Source organism: Isoptericola sp. NPDC057653 (assembly GCF_042799955.1).
In the GTDB taxonomy this organism is placed as follows: domain Bacteria; phylum Actinomycetota; class Actinomycetes; order Actinomycetales; family Cellulomonadaceae; genus Isoptericola.
On sequence record NZ_JBHVHP010000002.1, the window covers coordinates 685369 to 702090 of the forward strand.

Genomic DNA, 16722 nt, shown 5'->3' on the forward strand with positions numbered 1-16722 from the left:
GCCGCCATCCGGACGGCCCGGGCGCACCGGGTCAGGCGTCGATCCGGGAGTGGTCGAGGGTGCCCGCGCCGGCGACGATGAACTCCTTGCGCGGGGCCACGTCGCTGCCCATGAGCAGCTCGAACACCCGCTCGGCGGCCTCGGCGTGCTCCACCGTCACGCGGCGCAGCGTGCGGTGGCGCGGGTCCATCGTGGTCTCGGCGAGCTGGTCGGCGTCCATCTCCCCCAGGCCCTTGTAGCGCTGGATGTCCTCCTTGTACCGGCGGCCCGCGCGGTCCAGCTTCTTGAGGGTGGCGGTCAGCTCGGCCTCCGAGTACGTGTAGACGTACTCGTTCTTGCGCCGCCCGCTGCCCAGCACCTCGACGCGGTGCAGCGGCGGGACGGCGGCGAAGACCCGGCCGGCCTCGAGCATCGGGCGCATGTACCGGTAGAAGAGCGTCAGCAGGAGCGTGCGGATGTGCGCGCCGTCGACGTCGGCGTCCGTCATCAGGACGATCTTGCCGTAGCGCGCGGCCTCGAGGTCGAAGGACCGCCCCGACCCCGCGCCGAGGACCTGGATGATGGCGGCGCACTCCGCGTTGCGGAGCATGTCGCTGATCGACGCCTTCTGGACGTTGAGGATCTTGCCGCGGATCGGCAGCAGCGCCTGGAAGTCGCTCGACCGCGCCAGCTTCGCCGTCCCGAGCGCCGAGTCCCCCTCGACGATGAACAGCTCGCTGCGGGTGACGTCGTCGCTGCGGCAGTCCGCGAGCTTCGCCGGCAGCGACGACGCCTCGAGGGCGTTCTTGCGCCGGGAGATCTCCTTCTGCTTGCGCGCCGTGACGCGGGCGCGCATCTCGGCGACCACCTTGTCCAGCAGCAGCGCCGACTGTGCCTTCTCGTCGCGCTTGGAGGAGGTGAGCAGCGCGCCCAGCTCCTTCTCCACGACGCGGGAGACGATGGCGCGCACGGGCGCCGTGCCCAAGACCTCCTTCGTCTGGCCCTCGAACTGCGGCTCCGCGAGCCGCACGGTGACGACCGCCGTCAGGCCCGCCAGGACGTCGTCCTTCTCGATGCGCTCCGCGGCGTCCTTGGTGGAGACCTTCAGCCGGCGCGCGTTCGCCTCGATCTGCTTGCGCACCGTCTTGAGCAGCCCCTGCTCGAAGCCCGACAGGTGGGAGCCGCCCTTGGGCGTGGCGATGATGTTGACGAAGGTGCGCACCTCCGTGTCGTAGCCGCCGCCCCAGCGCAGGGCGACGTCCACCTCGCACTCGCGCTGCACGTCCTGCGGGGTCATGTGGCCGCGCGAGTCGAGCACCGGCACCGTCTCGGTGAAGTGCCCGCTGCCCTGCAGCTGCCAGGTCGAGGTCACCGGGGCGTCCGGAGCGAGGAACTCGACGAAGTCGACGGCGCCGCCGTCGTGCTGGAAGACCTCCTCGAACGGCCCGGACTCGCCCGGGGTGCCGGGCAGCCCGCGCTCGTCGCGCAGCGTGATCTTCAGGCCGGGCACGAGGAACGTGGTCTGGCGCGCCCGGGTGACGAGCTCGTCGTAGCTGAACACGGCCGACTTCGGGAACACCTGCCGGTCCGCCCAGTACCGCACCCGGGTGCCGGTGACCCCGCGCTTGACCTTGCCGACGACGGCGAGCTCGCTGTGGTCGGTGAAGGGCGCGAACGGCGACTCGGGCGAGGCCCCCGAGGCCGGGTCGGAGAAGATGCCCGGCTCGCCGCGGTGGAACGTCATCCGGTGCGTCTTGCCGCCGAGGTCCACGTCGACGTCGAGCCGCGCGGAGAGCGCGTTGACCACCGACGCGCCCACGCCGTGCAGGCCGCCCGACGCGGTGTACGAGCCGCCGCCGAACTTGCCGCCCGCGTGCAGCTTCGTGAAGACCACCTCGACGCCCGTGAGGCCCGTCTTCGGCTCGATGTCGACCGGGATGCCGCGGCCGTCGTCCTCGACGGTCACGGACGAGTCGGCGTGCAGCACCACGCGGATGTCGGACGCGTGCCCGCCGAGGGCCTCGTCGACGGAGTTGTCGATGATCTCCCACAGGCAGTGCATGAGGCCGCGCGAGTCCGTGGACCCGATGTACATGCCGGGGCGCTTGCGCACCGCCTCGAGGCCCTCGAGGACGGTCAGGTGGCGCGCGGTGTACCCGGACTCGGAGGTGGCTGTCACGGGAACGAGGGTAGACGACCCGAACAGGTGTTCCGTGTGCTCCACGCCGCTATGCCGGGAGCGAACCCGGCCGGGGTCCGGGATGCTCCGGGCCACCGGTCTGGTTGGATGGAGACGTGAGCACCACGACGACCGAACCGACCCAGCCGCTGACCGCCGCCGACCGCTGCGACCGCTGCGGCGCCCAGGCGTACGTGCGTGTGGTCCTGCCCGTCGGAGAGCTCCTCTTCTGCGGGCACCACGCACGTGCGCACGCGGGCGCCTACGAGGGCATCGCCGTCCACGTCCAGGACGAGACGGACCGGCTCCTCGCCGAGCACGGGGCGCGCTGACCCGCGACCGACCCCCTCGGCCCGACCGACGAACGACGAGAGCCCCGCACCGGAACGATGCGGGGCTCTCGTGCGTGGTCCGCGCGGGTCAGCTGTTGCGGCCGGTGAGCGAGCCGACCCACGACGCCCGCACCCCGAGGGCGGTGCGCCACCCGTCCGCCGTCCTGGTCCGCGACACCTTCTTCCCGGTCGCCGACGTGGCCGTGAGCGTCTTGACCTGACCGCTCGACCACCGTGACGTCACCGCGATCGAGCGCACCGACGACAGCCCGAAGAGCGACCGGGCCTTCGACTGCGTGATCGAGTCGCTCCACGTCACGTACGGGTTGCCGGGCGCCTTGGCCGAGTACGTGTCGGGCACGTGCTTGAGGTACGGCAGGGCCGTCGTCCCGAACACCTCCGCGTTGGTCGCCGTGCCGCGGCGCCCGCCCGCGCCGCCCGTCGACGCGAAGTACGGCGTCTCGGCGAACAGGCCGTCGGCGTCGCGCAGCACCGTCACCGTGCCGTCCTGCACCGTGGCGTCCACGGCCGCGACCCAGGTACCGCCCCAGCTGCCGCCCTGCTTCTTCCACCCGGTGTAGTGCTGGGAGCGGGTGTCGTCGTAGACGTGGCAGCCGCAGGTGGACTTGAGGCCCTTCACCTTCTCGACGATCGCGTAGTTGCGCGCCGCGACCGCCTGCGCCTGCAGGGCCGCCGCGCCGCGGTTGGCGCTCGCGCCCCATCCCGACGGCATCTCGTCCAGCCCGTAGAGGTACTCGGTGTTGATGACCACCTCGTTGACGACGTTCGGCCGGTTCGACCGCTTGGTCACCACGAGGCGACCGTTGCGGTACGTCCCCTGGGCGCCCGCGACGGTCGCGACCGCCTTCGTCCCGGTGGGCTGGAAGTAGCGCGTGCCGGACCACTCGAAGGTGAGGCTGGACCGCGCCGGCACGCTCTTGACGGTCGCGCCGCCCCGGGTGACCTTGGCCGTGACGCCCGCGGACGCGACGCCCGTCGTGACCTGCTCCGCGGCGCCTCCGCTCGCCACCACCGCGCCCGCGGGGTCCTTGAGCTGCCAGCTGCCGGAGCCGATGGCCAGCACGGTCGTGGTCCGGCTGTCCGACGGCGGTCCGAGCACCTGCACGTCGAGGCTGGTGCGCGGGTCGTTCGCCGTCGAGACCGTGGTGCCCGGGTAGTAGTAGCCCAGGATCTGCGCCGCCGTACGGCCGGACCGCGACTGCTGGTACGCGCCCCACTGGGCCATCCCGACGCCGTGGCCCGACCCCGAGCCGGAGATCGCGAACCGCACGGGCACGACGAGCACCTTGACCGCGCCGCTCGTGGCGTGGCTGGTCCGGAAGCGGTAGCTGGCCGACACGGTGGGCTTCACCGTGGTCGACGCGCGGCCCTTCGTGCCGGTCCGCACGGTACGGACCTTGACCCAGGACGAGCCCTTCTTGCGCTGGAGCGTCACCGTCGCGCCCTTCACGGGCTTGCCGGACCTGAGGTAGCGGACCGTGAGGGTCTTGCCGCTCGCCGCCGTCGTCGTCCCGCCGCCGGAGCCCGTCAGGGACCAGGTGGCCGCCTGTGCCGGCGGGGCCACGAGCACCGACGCGAGCGCCAGCGCCAGCGAGACGACGAGCGCGAGCAGAGCGACGAACCGGGACCGCCCGGGGAAGGCCGTGGTCTGGAGCACGCGGACACCCTGCCACATCGGCCCAGGCCAGGGGAATGCCCCCACAGTTCACCCGGGGCCCCGGGCACCGACCCGTCACCGCCGGGCCGCGCACGGCTCCCTCTCCCCGGCACCGTCCACCGAAGGAGAGTCACCGATGTCCAGCACCACCCCCGCCGCCGCGTCGCTCGACGACCCGACGGCGCAGCACCTCACCGCCTCGGCCTCCACCGTCGCCGACGAGGTCCGGCCCGGCCTCGCCGGCACCGTCCACCTCCCCGGCGAGCCCGCCTACGACGCGGCCCTCGAGGGCTTCAACCTCGCGCTGGTGCACCGCCCGGCCCTCGTCGTGCGCGCCGCCTCGCCCGAGGACGTGGCCCGCACCGTCCGGGCTGCCGCCGGCCACGGGCTCGGCGTCGGCGTGCGCTCCACCGGGCACAGCGCGGCCCCGACCGGGCCCGCCGACGTCCTGCTCGACGTGTCCGCACTCGACGGACTGGAGATCGACCCCGTGGAGCGCACGGCCACGGTCGGGCCGGGCACGCCGTGGCGCGCCGTGCTCGACGCCGGCGCGCCGCACGGGCTCGGCGGCCTCTGCGGGTCGTCGCCGCACGTCGGGGTGGTGGGCTACACCCTCGGCGGCGGGCTCGGGCCGCTCGCGCGCACGTTCGGCTTCGCCGCCGACCACGTCCGCTCCCTCGACGTCGTCACCCCCGACGGCGCGCTCGTCACCGCGTCCCCCACCCGGAACGAGGACCTGTTCTGGGCGCTGCGGGGCGGCGGCGGCGCCTTCGGCGTCGTCACGTCGATGACGTTCGACCTGTTCCCGCTGCGCACGGTGCACGGCGGCACCCTGTGGTTCGACGTCGCCGACGCGGCGCCCGTCCTGCACCGCTGGCGCGGGCTGGTGCCCGACCTGCCGGAGTCCGTGTCCACGTCCGTCGCGCGCCTGAACCTGCCGCCGCTCCCCGACCTGCCCGAGCCGATGCGCGGACGCGCCGTCCTCGTGGTGCGGTACGTGCGCCACCTCGGCGACGACGGGCAGGGCGGGCGGGACGACGCGCCGGCGGACGGCCTCGTCGACGCGCTGCGGTCGGTCGCGGCACCCATCCTGGACACCGTCGGCGACCTGCCCTACGTGCGGATCGGCGAGATCCACGCCGACCCGGAGGACCCGATGCCGTTCGTCGAGCGCGGCGGTCAGCTGCGCGAGCTCTCGGCCGACGCCGTCGACGTCTTCCTCGCGGCCGTGCCGCCGGGTTCGCCCGTGATGATGGCCGAGATCCGCCTCCTCGGCGGTGCGGTGGGACGGCCCGCCGCCGTCCCGAACGCCGTCGCCGGCCGCGACGCGGCCTGCACCCTGTTCGTCGGCTCCCTCGGCGTGCCCCTGGGGCCGCCGGACGCCGCCGCCCACGTCCAGGCCGTGCACGACGCCATGCGTCCGTGGTGCACCGGCGGGTCGCTGCTCAACTTCGCGGGGCCCCGCGACGCCGCCTCGGCGCAGCTGCTGCGCACGGCGTTCGGGACCGGCACATACGACCGCCTGGTGTCGATGCGGCGACGGCTCGACCCGCTGGGCGTGCTCGCGCCGTCCTCCCGCTGGGCCGCCGTCCAGGGCGTCCCCGGCGTCCCGGCCGCCTGACGCCGGGACGTCGAAGGGCCCCGGTGCCGGTCGAGGGATCGACCGGCACCGGGGCCCTGTGCGCGCTGCGCGGGATCAGTCCAGGTAGTCCCGCAGCACCTGGGACCGGCTCGGGTGCCGCAGCTTCGACATCGTCTTGGACTCGATCTGACGGATCCGCTCGCGCGTCACGCCGTAGACCTTGCCGATCTCGTCGAGGGTCTTCGGCTGCCCGTCCTGCAGACCGAAGCGCATCGAGACGACGCCCGCCTCGCGCTCCGACAGGGTGTCGAGCACCTGGTGCAGCTGCTCCTGCAGCAGCGTGAAGCTCACGGCGTCGGCCGGGACCACGGCCTCGGAGTCCTCGATGAGGTCACCGAACTCGCTGTCGCCGTCCTCGCCCAGCGGCGTGTGCAGCGAGATGGGCTCACGGCCGTACTTCTGGACCTCGACCACCTTCTCGGGGGTCATGTCCAGCTCCTTGGCCAGCTCCTCCGGGGTGGGCTCGCGGCCCAGGTCCTGGAGCATCTGGCGCTGCACGCGGGCGAGCTTGTTGATGACCTCGACCATGTGCACCGGGATGCGGATGGTGCGGGCCTGGTCGGCCATGGCGCGGGTGATCGCCTGCCGGATCCACCAGGTGGCGTACGTCGAGAACTTGTAGCCCTTGGTGTAGTCGAACTTCTCGACGGCGCGGATCAGACCGAGGTTGCCCTCCTGGATGAGGTCCAGGAACAGCATGCCGCGGCCGGTGTAGCGCTTGGCGAGCGAGACGACGAGGCGCAGGTTCGCCTCGAGCAGGTGGTTCTTGGCGCGCTTGCCGTCGTGCGCGATCCACCGCAGGTCGCGGTACATGCGACGCTCGTCGGCGCTCGCCTTCGTCTTGTCGTAGTCGGCGTAGTCCTTGGACAGCCGCTCCTCGGCGAACAGGCCGGCCTCGATGCGCTTCGCGAGCTCGACCTCCTGCTCCGCGTTCAGCAGCGCGACCTTGCCGATCTGCTTCAGGTAGTCCTTGACCGGGTCGGCCGTGGCGCCGGCGGTGACGACCTGCTGCGCGGGCTGGTCGTCGTCGTCGGTGTCCGAGACGACGAATCCCGTCTCCTCGTCCTCGCCCTTGCCGTCCTTGCCCGCGGTGGCCTTCGTGCCCTTCACGGCACGCTCGGCGGTGTTGTCCTGCTCGTCGTCCGCGCCCTCGGTCGCGTCGTCGTCGAGCTCGACTTCCTCGATGTCGTCCGGGCCCGGCTCGTCCTTCGAGGCGGCCTTGCGCCCACGCGTCGTCTTGGCGCCCTTGGCCGACGCCGACTTCGCGGCGGCGGGCTTCTTGGCGGCCGGGGCCGCCTCGCCCGACTCCTCGTCGGCCGGGGTCGTGGCGGAGGACGACTTCACCGTGGAGGTCTTCACCGCGCCCGACCGCGCCGCCGGCGCCTTGGCGCGCGTCGCGGTGCTCCGGCTCGTGCTGGCGGCGGCGACCTTGGTGGCCGTGGGCACACCGATCTCGACGCCCGCGGTCGCGAAGGCGCGCAGGACCGCCTTCAGACGCTTCGGGTCCGCCACCGCGGCGTCCTCGCAGGCAGCGCGGAAGCTCTCGGCGTCGACCCGGCCGTCGGCGGTGCCTCGAGCGAGCAGGCCCTGCAGGGCAGGGTGCTCGAACTCGCGGGGAAGTGCAGGGTTCTGCGCAGTGGACGCCACAAACCGACCTTTCGGCATTCGAGGGGACGGTGCACCGCCGTCAAGGCCTCCGACTCGGACTGTCGTGGCTCAGGCGGACACCCCTATTGTACCGGCGACATCCGCGACGGTGGGGCACCGCGGGCTCCTGCGCCCGCTCCAGTACCCGCGTCGTGCGGTCTCCGGTGCTGGCTCAACGCACGGGAGCGCTCGAAGATTCCCGCCGTACCGCGGGGAACGGCGCACCGTGCGGTCGCCCGGCGGTTCCGCCCGGTGACCGCCGACGGTCACGAGCGTCACACCCCGCGGCGTGGCGCGGCGCGCCGCGGTCACGGCTTCACCGCGAGCACGGGACAGGGGGCCTCGAGCAGGATCCGCTGGGCCCCCGAGCCGAGGATGAGCTTGCCGACGGGACTGCGCCGGCGCAGCCCCACGACGATCAGCTCCGCCCCGGCCTCCTGGGCGGTGCGCACGAGGTCCTCGGCGAGGTCTCCGGTGCCGCCGACCACCGCGTAGGGCAGCCCCGAGGCGGCCAGGTCGTCCTCGACCGCCTGCCTCCCGGGGTCGCCGTCGCCCTTGGTCGCGACCACCGTGAGCGGGACGGACCTCTCCCGCGCCTCACGCTTCGCTGCGGCGAGTGCCGCCTGTCCCTCGGCCGTGCTCAGGAGTCCGACGACGATCGCCATGGGGGCACGCTACCCGACGTCGAGCCCGGTCACCGGACCGCCCACGACCCCGGTCGCCGGGCCGGTCACGAGCCCGGTCACGAGCCCGGTCGCGGGGCCGGTCACGAGCCCGGTCGCGGGGCCGGTCGCGTCCGACGGGACCCGGCCCCCGGAGGACGCCACCCAGCCCGGCGGCACGGCCGCCCGCAGCACCCCGGCGAGGAGCGCCGCGAGGCGGTGCGACGGGTCCTGGCGCAGCGCCTCGCGGACACGTCGCGAGGCGAGCCAGCCGTCGCCCCGCCACCATGCGAGGAACCCCAGCAGGGCGAGCGGGGCCGCGTGCCAGCGGCGCGGCGCGGCGCCGACCACCTGCTCGAGGACCAGCCGCGCGGCATCGGCGGTCGCGGGGTCGGGCGGGACACCGACCCGCGGGTCCACCACGCGCGCGATCGCCCGGGCCGTGGCCACCTCGACCGCCGCCTCGTCCTCGGCGCCTCCCGCGGTCAGGTCCGCCACGTCGGCGCCTCCCGGGACGAGCGACAGGAGCACCGCGTCGCGCACGGAGACGTCCGCGAGCGCGGCTGCCAGGCGTCCGAGCCTCGCGGGCGGCAGGACCGTCTCGCCGCCCGGGACGGCGGCGCGCCGCTCGTCGGCGGCCTGGCGCACGAGGTCGCGCCACACGCCGTAGGCCTCCGAGCGCCATCGCGCCGTCGAGACGCCCGCGGCCTCGCCGTCCAGGGCCGTGGGGCGCGCCCGCTCGGCCCGGCCGGCGGCCTTCGCCGCCCGGTCGCGCACGGCGACCGGCGCCCGAACGATGCGGTGCGCCTCCTGCTCCGAGGCCGCGACCGCACGCCCAGCGACGACGAACGCCGCCCCGACCTCGCCGTGCTCGAGCTCGCCCAGCGGGCGGCCGCCGGGCGGGCAGCACGCCGGGTCGGAGCAGCCGAGACCGCGGTAGCCGTCGGCACCCATCAGCCAGGTCTCGACGTCGGCCGCCACGTCCAGGACCTCGTCGAGGGCGGCGAGCACGTCGACCGCGTGCCGCAGCACGGCGGCCTCGGGACGTGCGGTGCACAGGACGACGAGGACGAACGCGGCTCCGGCCCGCGCCGCGGCCCGGGCCACCGTGCGGGCGTCCGGCCCCGGCCCGTCGGCCCGGGCGACCCCGTCCGCGTCGGTGAGCGACGTCCGGGCGACGAGCCCGATCCGGCCCTCGGTGGTCACGCAGACGACCACGCAGCACTCGCGGGGCCGGAACCCGAGCAGGTACGGCACGGCGGCGAGCAGGTCGCGGGACGAGCGGAGCACGACGGGCAGGTCGAACGGGGAGCCCGGCTCCCCGGCGTGCGGCGTGGCATAGACGGCTTCCATGACCCGATCCCATCGGGTCCGGCGGAGGCCCGACCGCCACCCGCGGCCGGTTGTGGACGTACCGCCCTTGGGGGCAGCCTCCAGGCCACGGCGCGCGGTGAGGCGTCCTCGCCGGCCTCGGGCCGGTCGGCGTTGCCGGGTCCACCCGCACGGCCCGCTACGGTGGGCGCCGTGCCCACGCTCCCCCGCCCGACGCGACGCGCCCGCACCGTCCGCGGTGCCCGTGCGGGCGGCGTCGCCACGGCGCTCACCGTGCTCCTGGCGCTGTCCGGGTGCGGCCTGCTCGGCGGAGGCACCCCCGACGACGAGGTCTCCGCGACCGGCGAGGACGGCTCCGGCGTCGGGCTCCGCGGCGACGCGGACGCGACGGCGAGCCCCGACCCGGACGCCCCGGCGGCCCTGCCCACGTTCGACCCGGACACCGTGGTCGGCGGCTACGCCCCCGGCTTCCCCGAGAAGCTGCTCGGCGCCCCCGAGGACGCCACGGTCCTCGCCAGCTCGGCCGCGCCCGGCGAGGGCAGGCTCACCGACGTGACGCTCAACCTGAGCTCGACCCGCAGCACGCAGGAGGTCATCGACCAGCTCGCGAAGCGGCTCGACAAGGCCGGCTTCACCCAGTCCGAGACGGGGACGCTCACCGGGCTCACCGCCCAGACCACGTTCGGCCGCGAGACCACCCCGAAGTCGAAGAAGGGCGCCAAGGACGCCGGCCCGGTCGTGGAGTCGGTCACCCTCGGCGTCCTCGACGACGGCGAGCGCCGCCTCGTGACGGTGAGCGGCTCGGTCCTCGTCGGCTGACCCGGGCCCCGGCACCGGGCCGGACGCATAGGCTGGCCGCATGCCCACCGCACCGTCCCTGGTCGACCTCGAGAACCTCCGCCACGACGTCGACGCCCAGGTCGAGCGGCACCTCGCCGACCTGGCGCAGGAGGTGGCCGCGATCGGTGCCCCCGCCGCCGCGCTCACGGACCAGGCCGCCGTCCTGCTCCGCGGGGGCAAGCGGCTGCGCGCGGCGTTCTGCTACTGGTCGTTCCGGGCCCACGGCGGCCCCGCGGACGGTCCCGAGCGCGACGCCGTCGTCCGCGTCGGTGCGGCCCTGGAGCTGTTCCAGGCCGCGGCGCTGCTGCACGACGACGTCATGGACGCCTCCGACACGCGCCGCGGCGAGCCCACCGCGCACCGCGCGTTCGAGGCCCGGCACTCCGGGTCCGGCTGGTCGGGCTCGGCGGAGCGCTTCGGGACGGCGGCCGCGATCCTGCTGGGCGACCTGTGCCTGGTCGCGTGCCAGCGCGAGATCGCCGCGGCGTCGGTCGCCCTCCCCGGCCGTGCCGCCGACGCCCGGGACCTGTTCGACGCCATGCAGACCGAGGTGGTCGTCGGCCAGTACCTCGACGTGCTGGTGCAGGCGGAGCCGTGGGGGCTGGACCCGGCGGCGGACGAGGAGCGCGCGCGGGCCGTCCTGCGCGCCAAGTCCGCCCGCTACTCGGTGGAGCGCCCGCTCGTGCTGGGCGCCGTCCTGGCCGGCGCCGCGCCCGCCCGCGTCGACGCGGTCTCCGCGGCGGGCCTGCCGCTCGGGGAGGCGTTCCAGCTCCGCGACGACGTGCTCGGCGTCTTCGGCGACCCGTCGGTCACGGGCAAGCCCGCCGGCGACGACCTGCGCGAGGGCAAGCGCACCGTCCTCGTGGCCCGCACCATGGCCGCCGCGAGCCCCGCCGACCGCGACCTCGTCGTCGCCCGGCTCGGCGACCCCGACCTCGACGTCGCGGCGGTCGAGCGGCTGCGCGGGGTGATCGCGGGCTCCGGCGCGCTCGACGGGGTCGAGACGCTCATCGGGACGCTCGCGGACGGCGGCCTCGCCAGCCTCGCCGCGGCGGACCTCGCGGAGCCGGGGCGCACGGTGCTGCTGGACCTGGCGCGTGCCGCGGTGGACCGCGCGGCCTGAGCCGGGCGCGCGGTCCTCCGCGGACTCCGTCAGCGAGCGGTCAGAGCAGGGCCTGCGCGACCCGCCGCACCTCGGCGCGGCGGCCGGCCCGCAGCTCGGCGATCGGTGCGTTCCCGATCGACGGCTCGGTCTCGAACAGCCAGCGCAGGATGGCCGGGTCGTCGAGCCCCACGTCCGAGAGCACCAGGACCGTGCCGCGCAGCGTGGGCAGCACGTGCGGCACGTCGCCGTCGGTGACGAGGAAGACGGCGGGCACCTGGAAGGTGTTCCGCTCGCCGCGCTTGACTCCCACCAGCGTCCGCTCGGCGACCAGCCCCCGCACCTTGCTCACCGGGGTGCCGAGCACCTCGGCGACGTCGGGGAGGGTCAGCCACTCGTCCACGAGGGACTCGAGCGCGGCGCGGTCGTCGGTGGCGCCGTCGGGGACGGGCGCGGGGGATGCGGTGTCGTTCACCCGGCAAGCCTACGGGCCCGCCGATCGGGCCGCCCCTACACTCGTCGCGTGGCCATCGCGACGACCGACCCGATGCTCGGCCGCCTGGTCGACGGGCGGTACGAGATCGTCGCGCGCGTCGCGCGCGGGGGCATGGCCACGGTCTACCGGGCCACCGACCGCCGCCTCGACCGCGAGGTCGCGATCAAGGTCATGCACCCGCACCTGGCCGACGGCGTGGACGGCGCCGCGTTCGTGTCCCGGTTCCGCCGCGAGGCGCGCGCGGCCGCCCGTCTCACCCACCCTGGCGTCGTCGCCGTCTACGACCAGGGCGTCGACGGGGACACCAGCTACCTGGCGATGGAGTACGTGCCCGGCACCAACCTGCGGCGCGAGCTGCACGACGCCGGCGCGCTCACCCTCGGCCGCACCCTCGACGTCGTCGCGCAGGTGCTCGCGGCGCTGGCCGCGGCCCACCGCAAGGGCCTGGTGCACCGGGACGTCAAGCCGGAGAACGTGCTCGTCGTGGGGGACGGCGACGGCCCCACCGGCGAGGGCCGGGTGAAGGTCGCCGACTTCGGCCTGGCGCGGGCCGTCACCGAGGTCACGACCACCACGACGGGCACCGTGCTCGGGACCGTGGCCTACCTCGCCCCGGAGGTCATCACCAGCGGCCGCTGCGACGCCCGCACGGACGTGTACGCCGTCGGCGTGCTCGCCTACGAGCTCGCGACCGGCGCCCTCCCCTACCCCGGCGAGACGCCGATCCAGGTCGCCTTCCACCACGTGCACGAGGACCACCCGGCGCCCTCGGAGCGCGTCGACTGGCTCCCCGAGGAGCTCGACGCGCTCGTCGCGTCGTTCACCGCCCGCGACCCGCAGCGCCGACCCGCCGACGCGGGCGCCGCCCTCGAGGCGGTCGAGGCCCTGCGCGCGTCGCTCGACCCCGAGCTGCTCGACCGCCGCGCGGAGGCACCCGCAGAGGACGCCCCGGGCACCTCCGACGACGCCGCGGACGACGCCGACGGCGACGAGGGCGACGAGGGCGCGGGGGCCACCGACGCCGTGGACCAGATCCCCACGGCGTTCTTCCAGGAGGTGTCCGCGACCGCACCCTCCCAGCCCACCGCCCGGCTCGTCGAGCAGCCCACCGAGGCGTACCGACGGCCCTCCCGGCGCCGGCGCGCGGTCGCCTGGTCGCTCGCCCTCGTGCTGCTGCTCGGCGGGGGCGGACTCGGCACCTGGTGGTGGTTCGCCGACGGCCCGGGCGCCTGGACCTCGGTGCCCTCCGGCGTGGCCGGCGCGTCCGCCGACGACGTGCGTGCCGCCCTCGAGCAGGCCGGTCTCGACACCACGACCAGCCGCGCGTTCGACGACGAGGTCCCCGTCGGCGCGGTCGTCACCACCGTCCCCGCGCCGGGCGAGAGGGTCCGCCACGACGGCTCGGTGGAGCTGGTGCTCTCGCGGGGAGTCCGGATGCTCACGGTGCCCCACGACCTCGTGGGCGCGGACCGCAAGGACGCGACCGCCGCGCTGGAGCGCGCGGGCTTCACCGTCGGGTCGCCCACGAGGGCGTACGACGACGAGGCCGACCGCGGCACCGTCCTCGACGTCTCGGCGGGCGAGGGCACCCGCCAGCGGCACGACACCCCCGTGACGCTCACCCTCTCCGACGGCCCCGCGCCGGTGCAGGTGCCGCAGGAGGTGGGCAAGGAGAAGGACGCCGCCGTCGCCGACCTCGAGGGCCTCGGGCTCGTGGTGAAGCTGGCCGACCCGAAGTACTCCGAGGACGTCCCGAAGGGCCACGTCGTGGCGCAGGACCCGGAGCAGGGCGCCGCGGCGCACCGCACGGACACGGTCACCCTGACGATCTCCCAGGGCCCGCCGCTGGTCGAGGTGCCGAACGTCGTCGGCAAGCGCACCGGGCCGGCCCGCGAGGCGCTCGAGAAGGCCGGCCTCAAGGTCAAGGAGAACGCCTACCTGGGCGGCCTGCTCGACACGGTCCGCTTCCAGGACACCACCGGCAAGGCCCCGAAGGGCAGCACGGTCACGCTGACGGTCTGGTAGCCGCCCGGCTCGCCAGGCTCACCAGCTGGTGAGCATCTCCGCGACGCGGAACGCCATCTCGAGCGACTGCTGGTGGTTGAGGCGCGGGTCGACCAGGGTCTCGTACCGCAGCGCCAGGCCCGCGTCGTCGATCTCCTCGCTGCCGCCCAGCACCTCGGTGACGTCGTCGCCGGTGAGCTCCATGTGCAGGCCGCCGGGCACGGTGCCGAGGGCGCGGTGCACCTCGAAGAAGCCGGTCACCTCGTCCAGGACGTCGGAGAACCGGCGCGTCTTGTAGCCGCTCTCCGACGTGATCGTGTTGCCGTGCATCGGGTCGGTCACCCAGGTGACGGCCACGCCCGCCGCGGTGACCTTCTCGACCACCTCGGGGAGCACGTCCCGGACCTTGCCGGCCCCCATGCGGGTGACGAACGTCAGGCGCCCCGGGGCGTTGCGCGGGTTGAGCCGCGCCGCCAGGGCGAGCGCGTCGTCCGCCGATGTCGTCGGGCCGAGCTTCACCCCGATGGGGTTGGCGACCCGCGACAGGAACTCGACGTGCGCGCCGTCCAGCTGGCGCGTCCGCTCGCCGATCCACAGGAAGTGGGCCGACGTCGCGTACGCCTCGCCGGTCCGGGAGTCGACGCGGGTGAGCGCCCGCTCGTAGTCGAGGATGAGCGCCTCGTGGCTGAGGTAGAACTCCACCGAGCGCAGGGCGTCGAAGTCGGCGCCGCAGGCCTCCATGAACCGGATCGCCCGGTCGATCTCGGCGGCCGTGCGCTCGTAGCGCGAGTACGCGGGGTTGCGCATGAACCCGCGGTTCCACTCGTGCACGCGCCGCAGGTCGGCGTGACCGCCCTGCGTGAAGGCGCGCACGACGTTCGCCGTCGCCGACGAGATCCGGTAGGCCTGCTCGAGGCGCACCGGGTCGGGCGTGCGGGAGCCGGGCGTGAACTCGTGCCCGTTGACCATGTCGCCGCGGTACGCGGGCAGCGTGACGCCGTCGCGCGTCTCCAGGTCCGACGACCGCGGCTTGGCGTACTGCCCCGCCAGCCGGCCCATCTTCACCACCGGCGTGCTCGCGCCGTGGGTGAGCACCACCGCCATCTGCAGGATGGTGCGGATCTTGTTGCGGATCCGGGTCGCGTTCGCGTCGGCGAACGTCTCGGCGCAGTCCCCGCCCTGCAGCAGGAACGCCTCGCCCCGGCCCGCCGAGGCGAGGCGCTCCGTGAGCCGCCTCGCCTCGGCCGGCACCACCAGGGGTGCCGCCTGCGAGAGCCTGCCCGCCACCGCCGCGAGCGCGTCGGCGTCCGGCCACGTGGGCTGCTGGCGCGCCTCGAGGCTCCGGAACCTGTCCAGGCCCTCGGGGTCGCTCCCGGGCGCCACGGTGTCGACGGCGGTGGTCATGCGGGCTGCTCCTGCCGGTGGCTGCGGGGTGGGTACGTCAGTGCGCGGCGGGCTTCGCGGGGACCAGCGGCTGGCCGATGCCCGCGAGGATCTCGCCGAACCACGGCTGCGAGACGTCGAACGCCTTGCCGCCGGCGATGCGGGGGAACGCGATCGCCTTGAGGCGGTCGCCGTCCTCCTCGTCGTGCCCGATGACGCCGGCCTCGCCGCGCAGCGCGCACTCGACGGCCAGGTCGGTCATGGACTTGATGAGGCGCAGGTCCTCGGCGTTCGCGGCCGCGGCGCGCGAGTAGTAGCCCGACTTCTGCACCATGACCTTCTCGGCGCCCAGCTTCTCCGCGAACTGCTTGGCGAACCACTGGCCCGGGTTGATCGTGTCGAGCTTGACGTGCCCGAACGGGTCGCGCGGCACCTCCTCGCCGGCGGCCTCGAGCTGCTGGACGATCTCGTTCATCCCCGCGCCCTCGGACAGGAAGATGTTGACGTTGCCGATCTCGTCCATGACGGCGCGCAGGCGGGCGGCCTCGGCGTCGATGTCGATCTCCAGCTCGGGCAGGAAGACGGCGTGCACGTCCCAGCGCTCACGCGTGAGTCCGAGGGCGGGCGCCCACTCCTGCGTGTCGAGCCACGTGCGGTACTCCTGCGCGGCGGCCGCGGTGAGCCAGCCGCAGTGGCGGCCCATGACCTCGTGCACGATGAGCATGCGCGGGCCGGAGCGGTGCTCGCCGATGACGTTCCCGGCGAAGCCGGCGGCCTCCTCGGCCGCCGTCCAGGCGCCGAGCGACTGCTTGATCGGCACCACGTCGTTGTCGATCGTCTTGGGCAGGCCCACGACGGTGAGCTCGTACCCGTTGTCGTGGAGGTACGCGGCGAGGTCCGCGGCCGTGGTGTTCGTGTCGTCGCCACCGATGGTGTGCAGCACGTCCACGCCGTCGGCCTTGAGCTGCTCGGCCGCGACCTCCAGCGGGTTCTGCCCCTCCTGGACGAGGCCGCGCTTGACGCAGTCCGCGGCGTTGGTGAGCTTCACGCGGGAGTTGCCGATGGGCGAGCCGCCGAAGCGGTGCAGGATGCCGGCCTGCTTGCGGCCCTCCTCGTCGACCACGATCTTCGTGCCCGTGAGGAGGCCGTGGTAGCCGTACTGGTAGGCGATGATCTCGATCGACGGGTCGAGCTCCGTGTAACGCTCGATGAGGCCGCCGACGGCGGAGGACAGGCAGGGCGCGAAGCCGCCGGCGGTCAGGAGAGCCACGCGACGAACCGACATGACAGGGGCTACCTCTCGGTGGGGGACGGGATCACTCCCATCCTAGGAGCACCGCCCGGGACCCGGTCCCGCCGTCCGCCGGGCGAGCCGGGCGCGCGCCCGGCGCCCCTCGCGTGAGATGATGTCGGCCGAGCCTCCCCCGCCGTCCGGCGCCGGGAGGC

At 74.6% G+C, this 16722-nt stretch carries 13 protein-coding genes; 5 read left to right on the forward strand and 8 right to left on the reverse strand.

Features of this window, described 5'->3' with window-relative positions; translation table 11 throughout:
• Positions 1–31: 31 nt before the first annotated feature.
• Entirely contained in the window at positions 32–2158 is a 2127-nt protein-coding gene (locus ACFU9A_RS14345) for a type IIA DNA topoisomerase subunit B (RefSeq protein ID WP_430575955.1), read from the reverse strand.
• 116 nt (positions 2159–2274) lie between these two features.
• Between ACFU9A_RS14345 and ACFU9A_RS14350 the strand changes: the two genes are divergently transcribed.
• Positions 2275–2490: a hypothetical protein gene (locus tag ACFU9A_RS14350; protein WP_430575956.1), complete on the forward strand. Its 216-nt coding sequence runs from the start codon at positions 2275–2277 to the stop codon at positions 2488–2490.
• Between the two features lie 88 nt (positions 2491–2578).
• Here the strand turns inward: ACFU9A_RS14350 and ACFU9A_RS14355 are convergent, their stop codons facing one another.
• A complete protein-coding gene (locus ACFU9A_RS14355) occupies positions 2579–4168 on the reverse strand; it encodes a SpoIID/LytB domain-containing protein (protein WP_430575957.1) in 1590 nt (529 codons plus the stop codon).
• A 136-nt stretch (positions 4169–4304) separates the two neighbouring features.
• Between ACFU9A_RS14355 and ACFU9A_RS14360 the strand changes: the two genes are divergently transcribed.
• On the forward strand, positions 4305–5789 hold the full coding sequence (locus ACFU9A_RS14360) for an FAD-binding oxidoreductase (protein ID WP_430575958.1): 1485 nt from the start codon (positions 4305–4307) through the stop codon (positions 5787–5789).
• A 75-nt stretch (positions 5790–5864) separates the two neighbouring features.
• Here the strand turns inward: ACFU9A_RS14360 and ACFU9A_RS14365 are convergent, their stop codons facing one another.
• The 3 genes from ACFU9A_RS14365 to ACFU9A_RS14375 form a co-directional block, all read right to left on the reverse strand.
• On the reverse strand, positions 5865–7457 hold the full coding sequence (locus ACFU9A_RS14365) for an RNA polymerase sigma factor (RefSeq protein WP_430575959.1): 1593 nt from the start codon (positions 7455–7457) through the stop codon (positions 5865–5867).
• A 308-nt stretch (positions 7458–7765) separates the two neighbouring features.
• Positions 7766–8122 (reverse strand): universal stress protein, encoded by a 357-nt coding sequence (locus ACFU9A_RS14370; protein ID WP_430575960.1) that lies wholly within the window; start codon positions 8120–8122, stop codon positions 7766–7768.
• A 9-nt stretch (positions 8123–8131) separates the two neighbouring features.
• On the reverse strand, positions 8132–9472 hold the full coding sequence (locus ACFU9A_RS14375) for a DUF4192 domain-containing protein (RefSeq protein WP_430575961.1): 1341 nt from the start codon (positions 9470–9472) through the stop codon (positions 8132–8134).
• Positions 9473–9643: 171 nt separating this feature from the next.
• On the opposite strand from ACFU9A_RS14375, the gene ACFU9A_RS14380 reads away from it, so the two are divergent.
• Positions 9644–10270, forward strand: coding sequence for a hypothetical protein (locus ACFU9A_RS14380; RefSeq protein WP_430575962.1), 627 nt, complete (start codon positions 9644–9646; stop codon positions 10268–10270).
• Positions 10271–10310: 40 nt separating this feature from the next.
• On the forward strand, positions 10311–11414 hold the full coding sequence (locus tag ACFU9A_RS14385) for a polyprenyl synthetase family protein (protein WP_430575963.1): 1104 nt from the start codon (positions 10311–10313) through the stop codon (positions 11412–11414).
• A gap of 40 nt (positions 11415–11454) precedes the next feature.
• On the opposite strand, the gene ACFU9A_RS14390 is transcribed toward ACFU9A_RS14385, so the two are convergent.
• Positions 11455–11868 carry an Rv2175c family DNA-binding protein gene (locus tag ACFU9A_RS14390; RefSeq protein WP_430575964.1) on the reverse strand — a complete coding sequence of 138 codons (414 nt, stop codon included), beginning with the start codon at positions 11866–11868 and terminating at the stop codon, positions 11455–11457.
• A gap of 48 nt (positions 11869–11916) precedes the next feature.
• Here ACFU9A_RS14390 and pknB point away from each other — a divergent pair, with 48 nt between their 5' ends.
• Positions 11917–13914 (forward strand): Stk1 family PASTA domain-containing Ser/Thr kinase, encoded by a 1998-nt coding sequence (pknB, locus tag ACFU9A_RS14395; RefSeq protein ID WP_430575965.1) that lies wholly within the window; start codon positions 11917–11919, stop codon positions 13912–13914.
• Between the two features lie 18 nt (positions 13915–13932).
• Here the strand turns inward: pknB and ACFU9A_RS14400 are convergent, their stop codons facing one another.
• Both ACFU9A_RS14400 and ACFU9A_RS14405 read right to left on the reverse strand, forming a co-directional pair.
• On the reverse strand, positions 13933–15297 hold the full coding sequence (locus ACFU9A_RS14400) for a class II 3-deoxy-7-phosphoheptulonate synthase (RefSeq protein ID WP_430575966.1): 1365 nt from the start codon (positions 15295–15297) through the stop codon (positions 13933–13935).
• Positions 15298–15334: 37 nt separating this feature from the next.
• Entirely contained in the window at positions 15335–16561 is a 1227-nt protein-coding gene (locus ACFU9A_RS14405; RefSeq protein WP_430575967.1) for a pyrophosphate--fructose-6-phosphate 1-phosphotransferase, read from the reverse strand.
• Between the last annotated feature and the right edge of the window lie 161 nt (positions 16562–16722).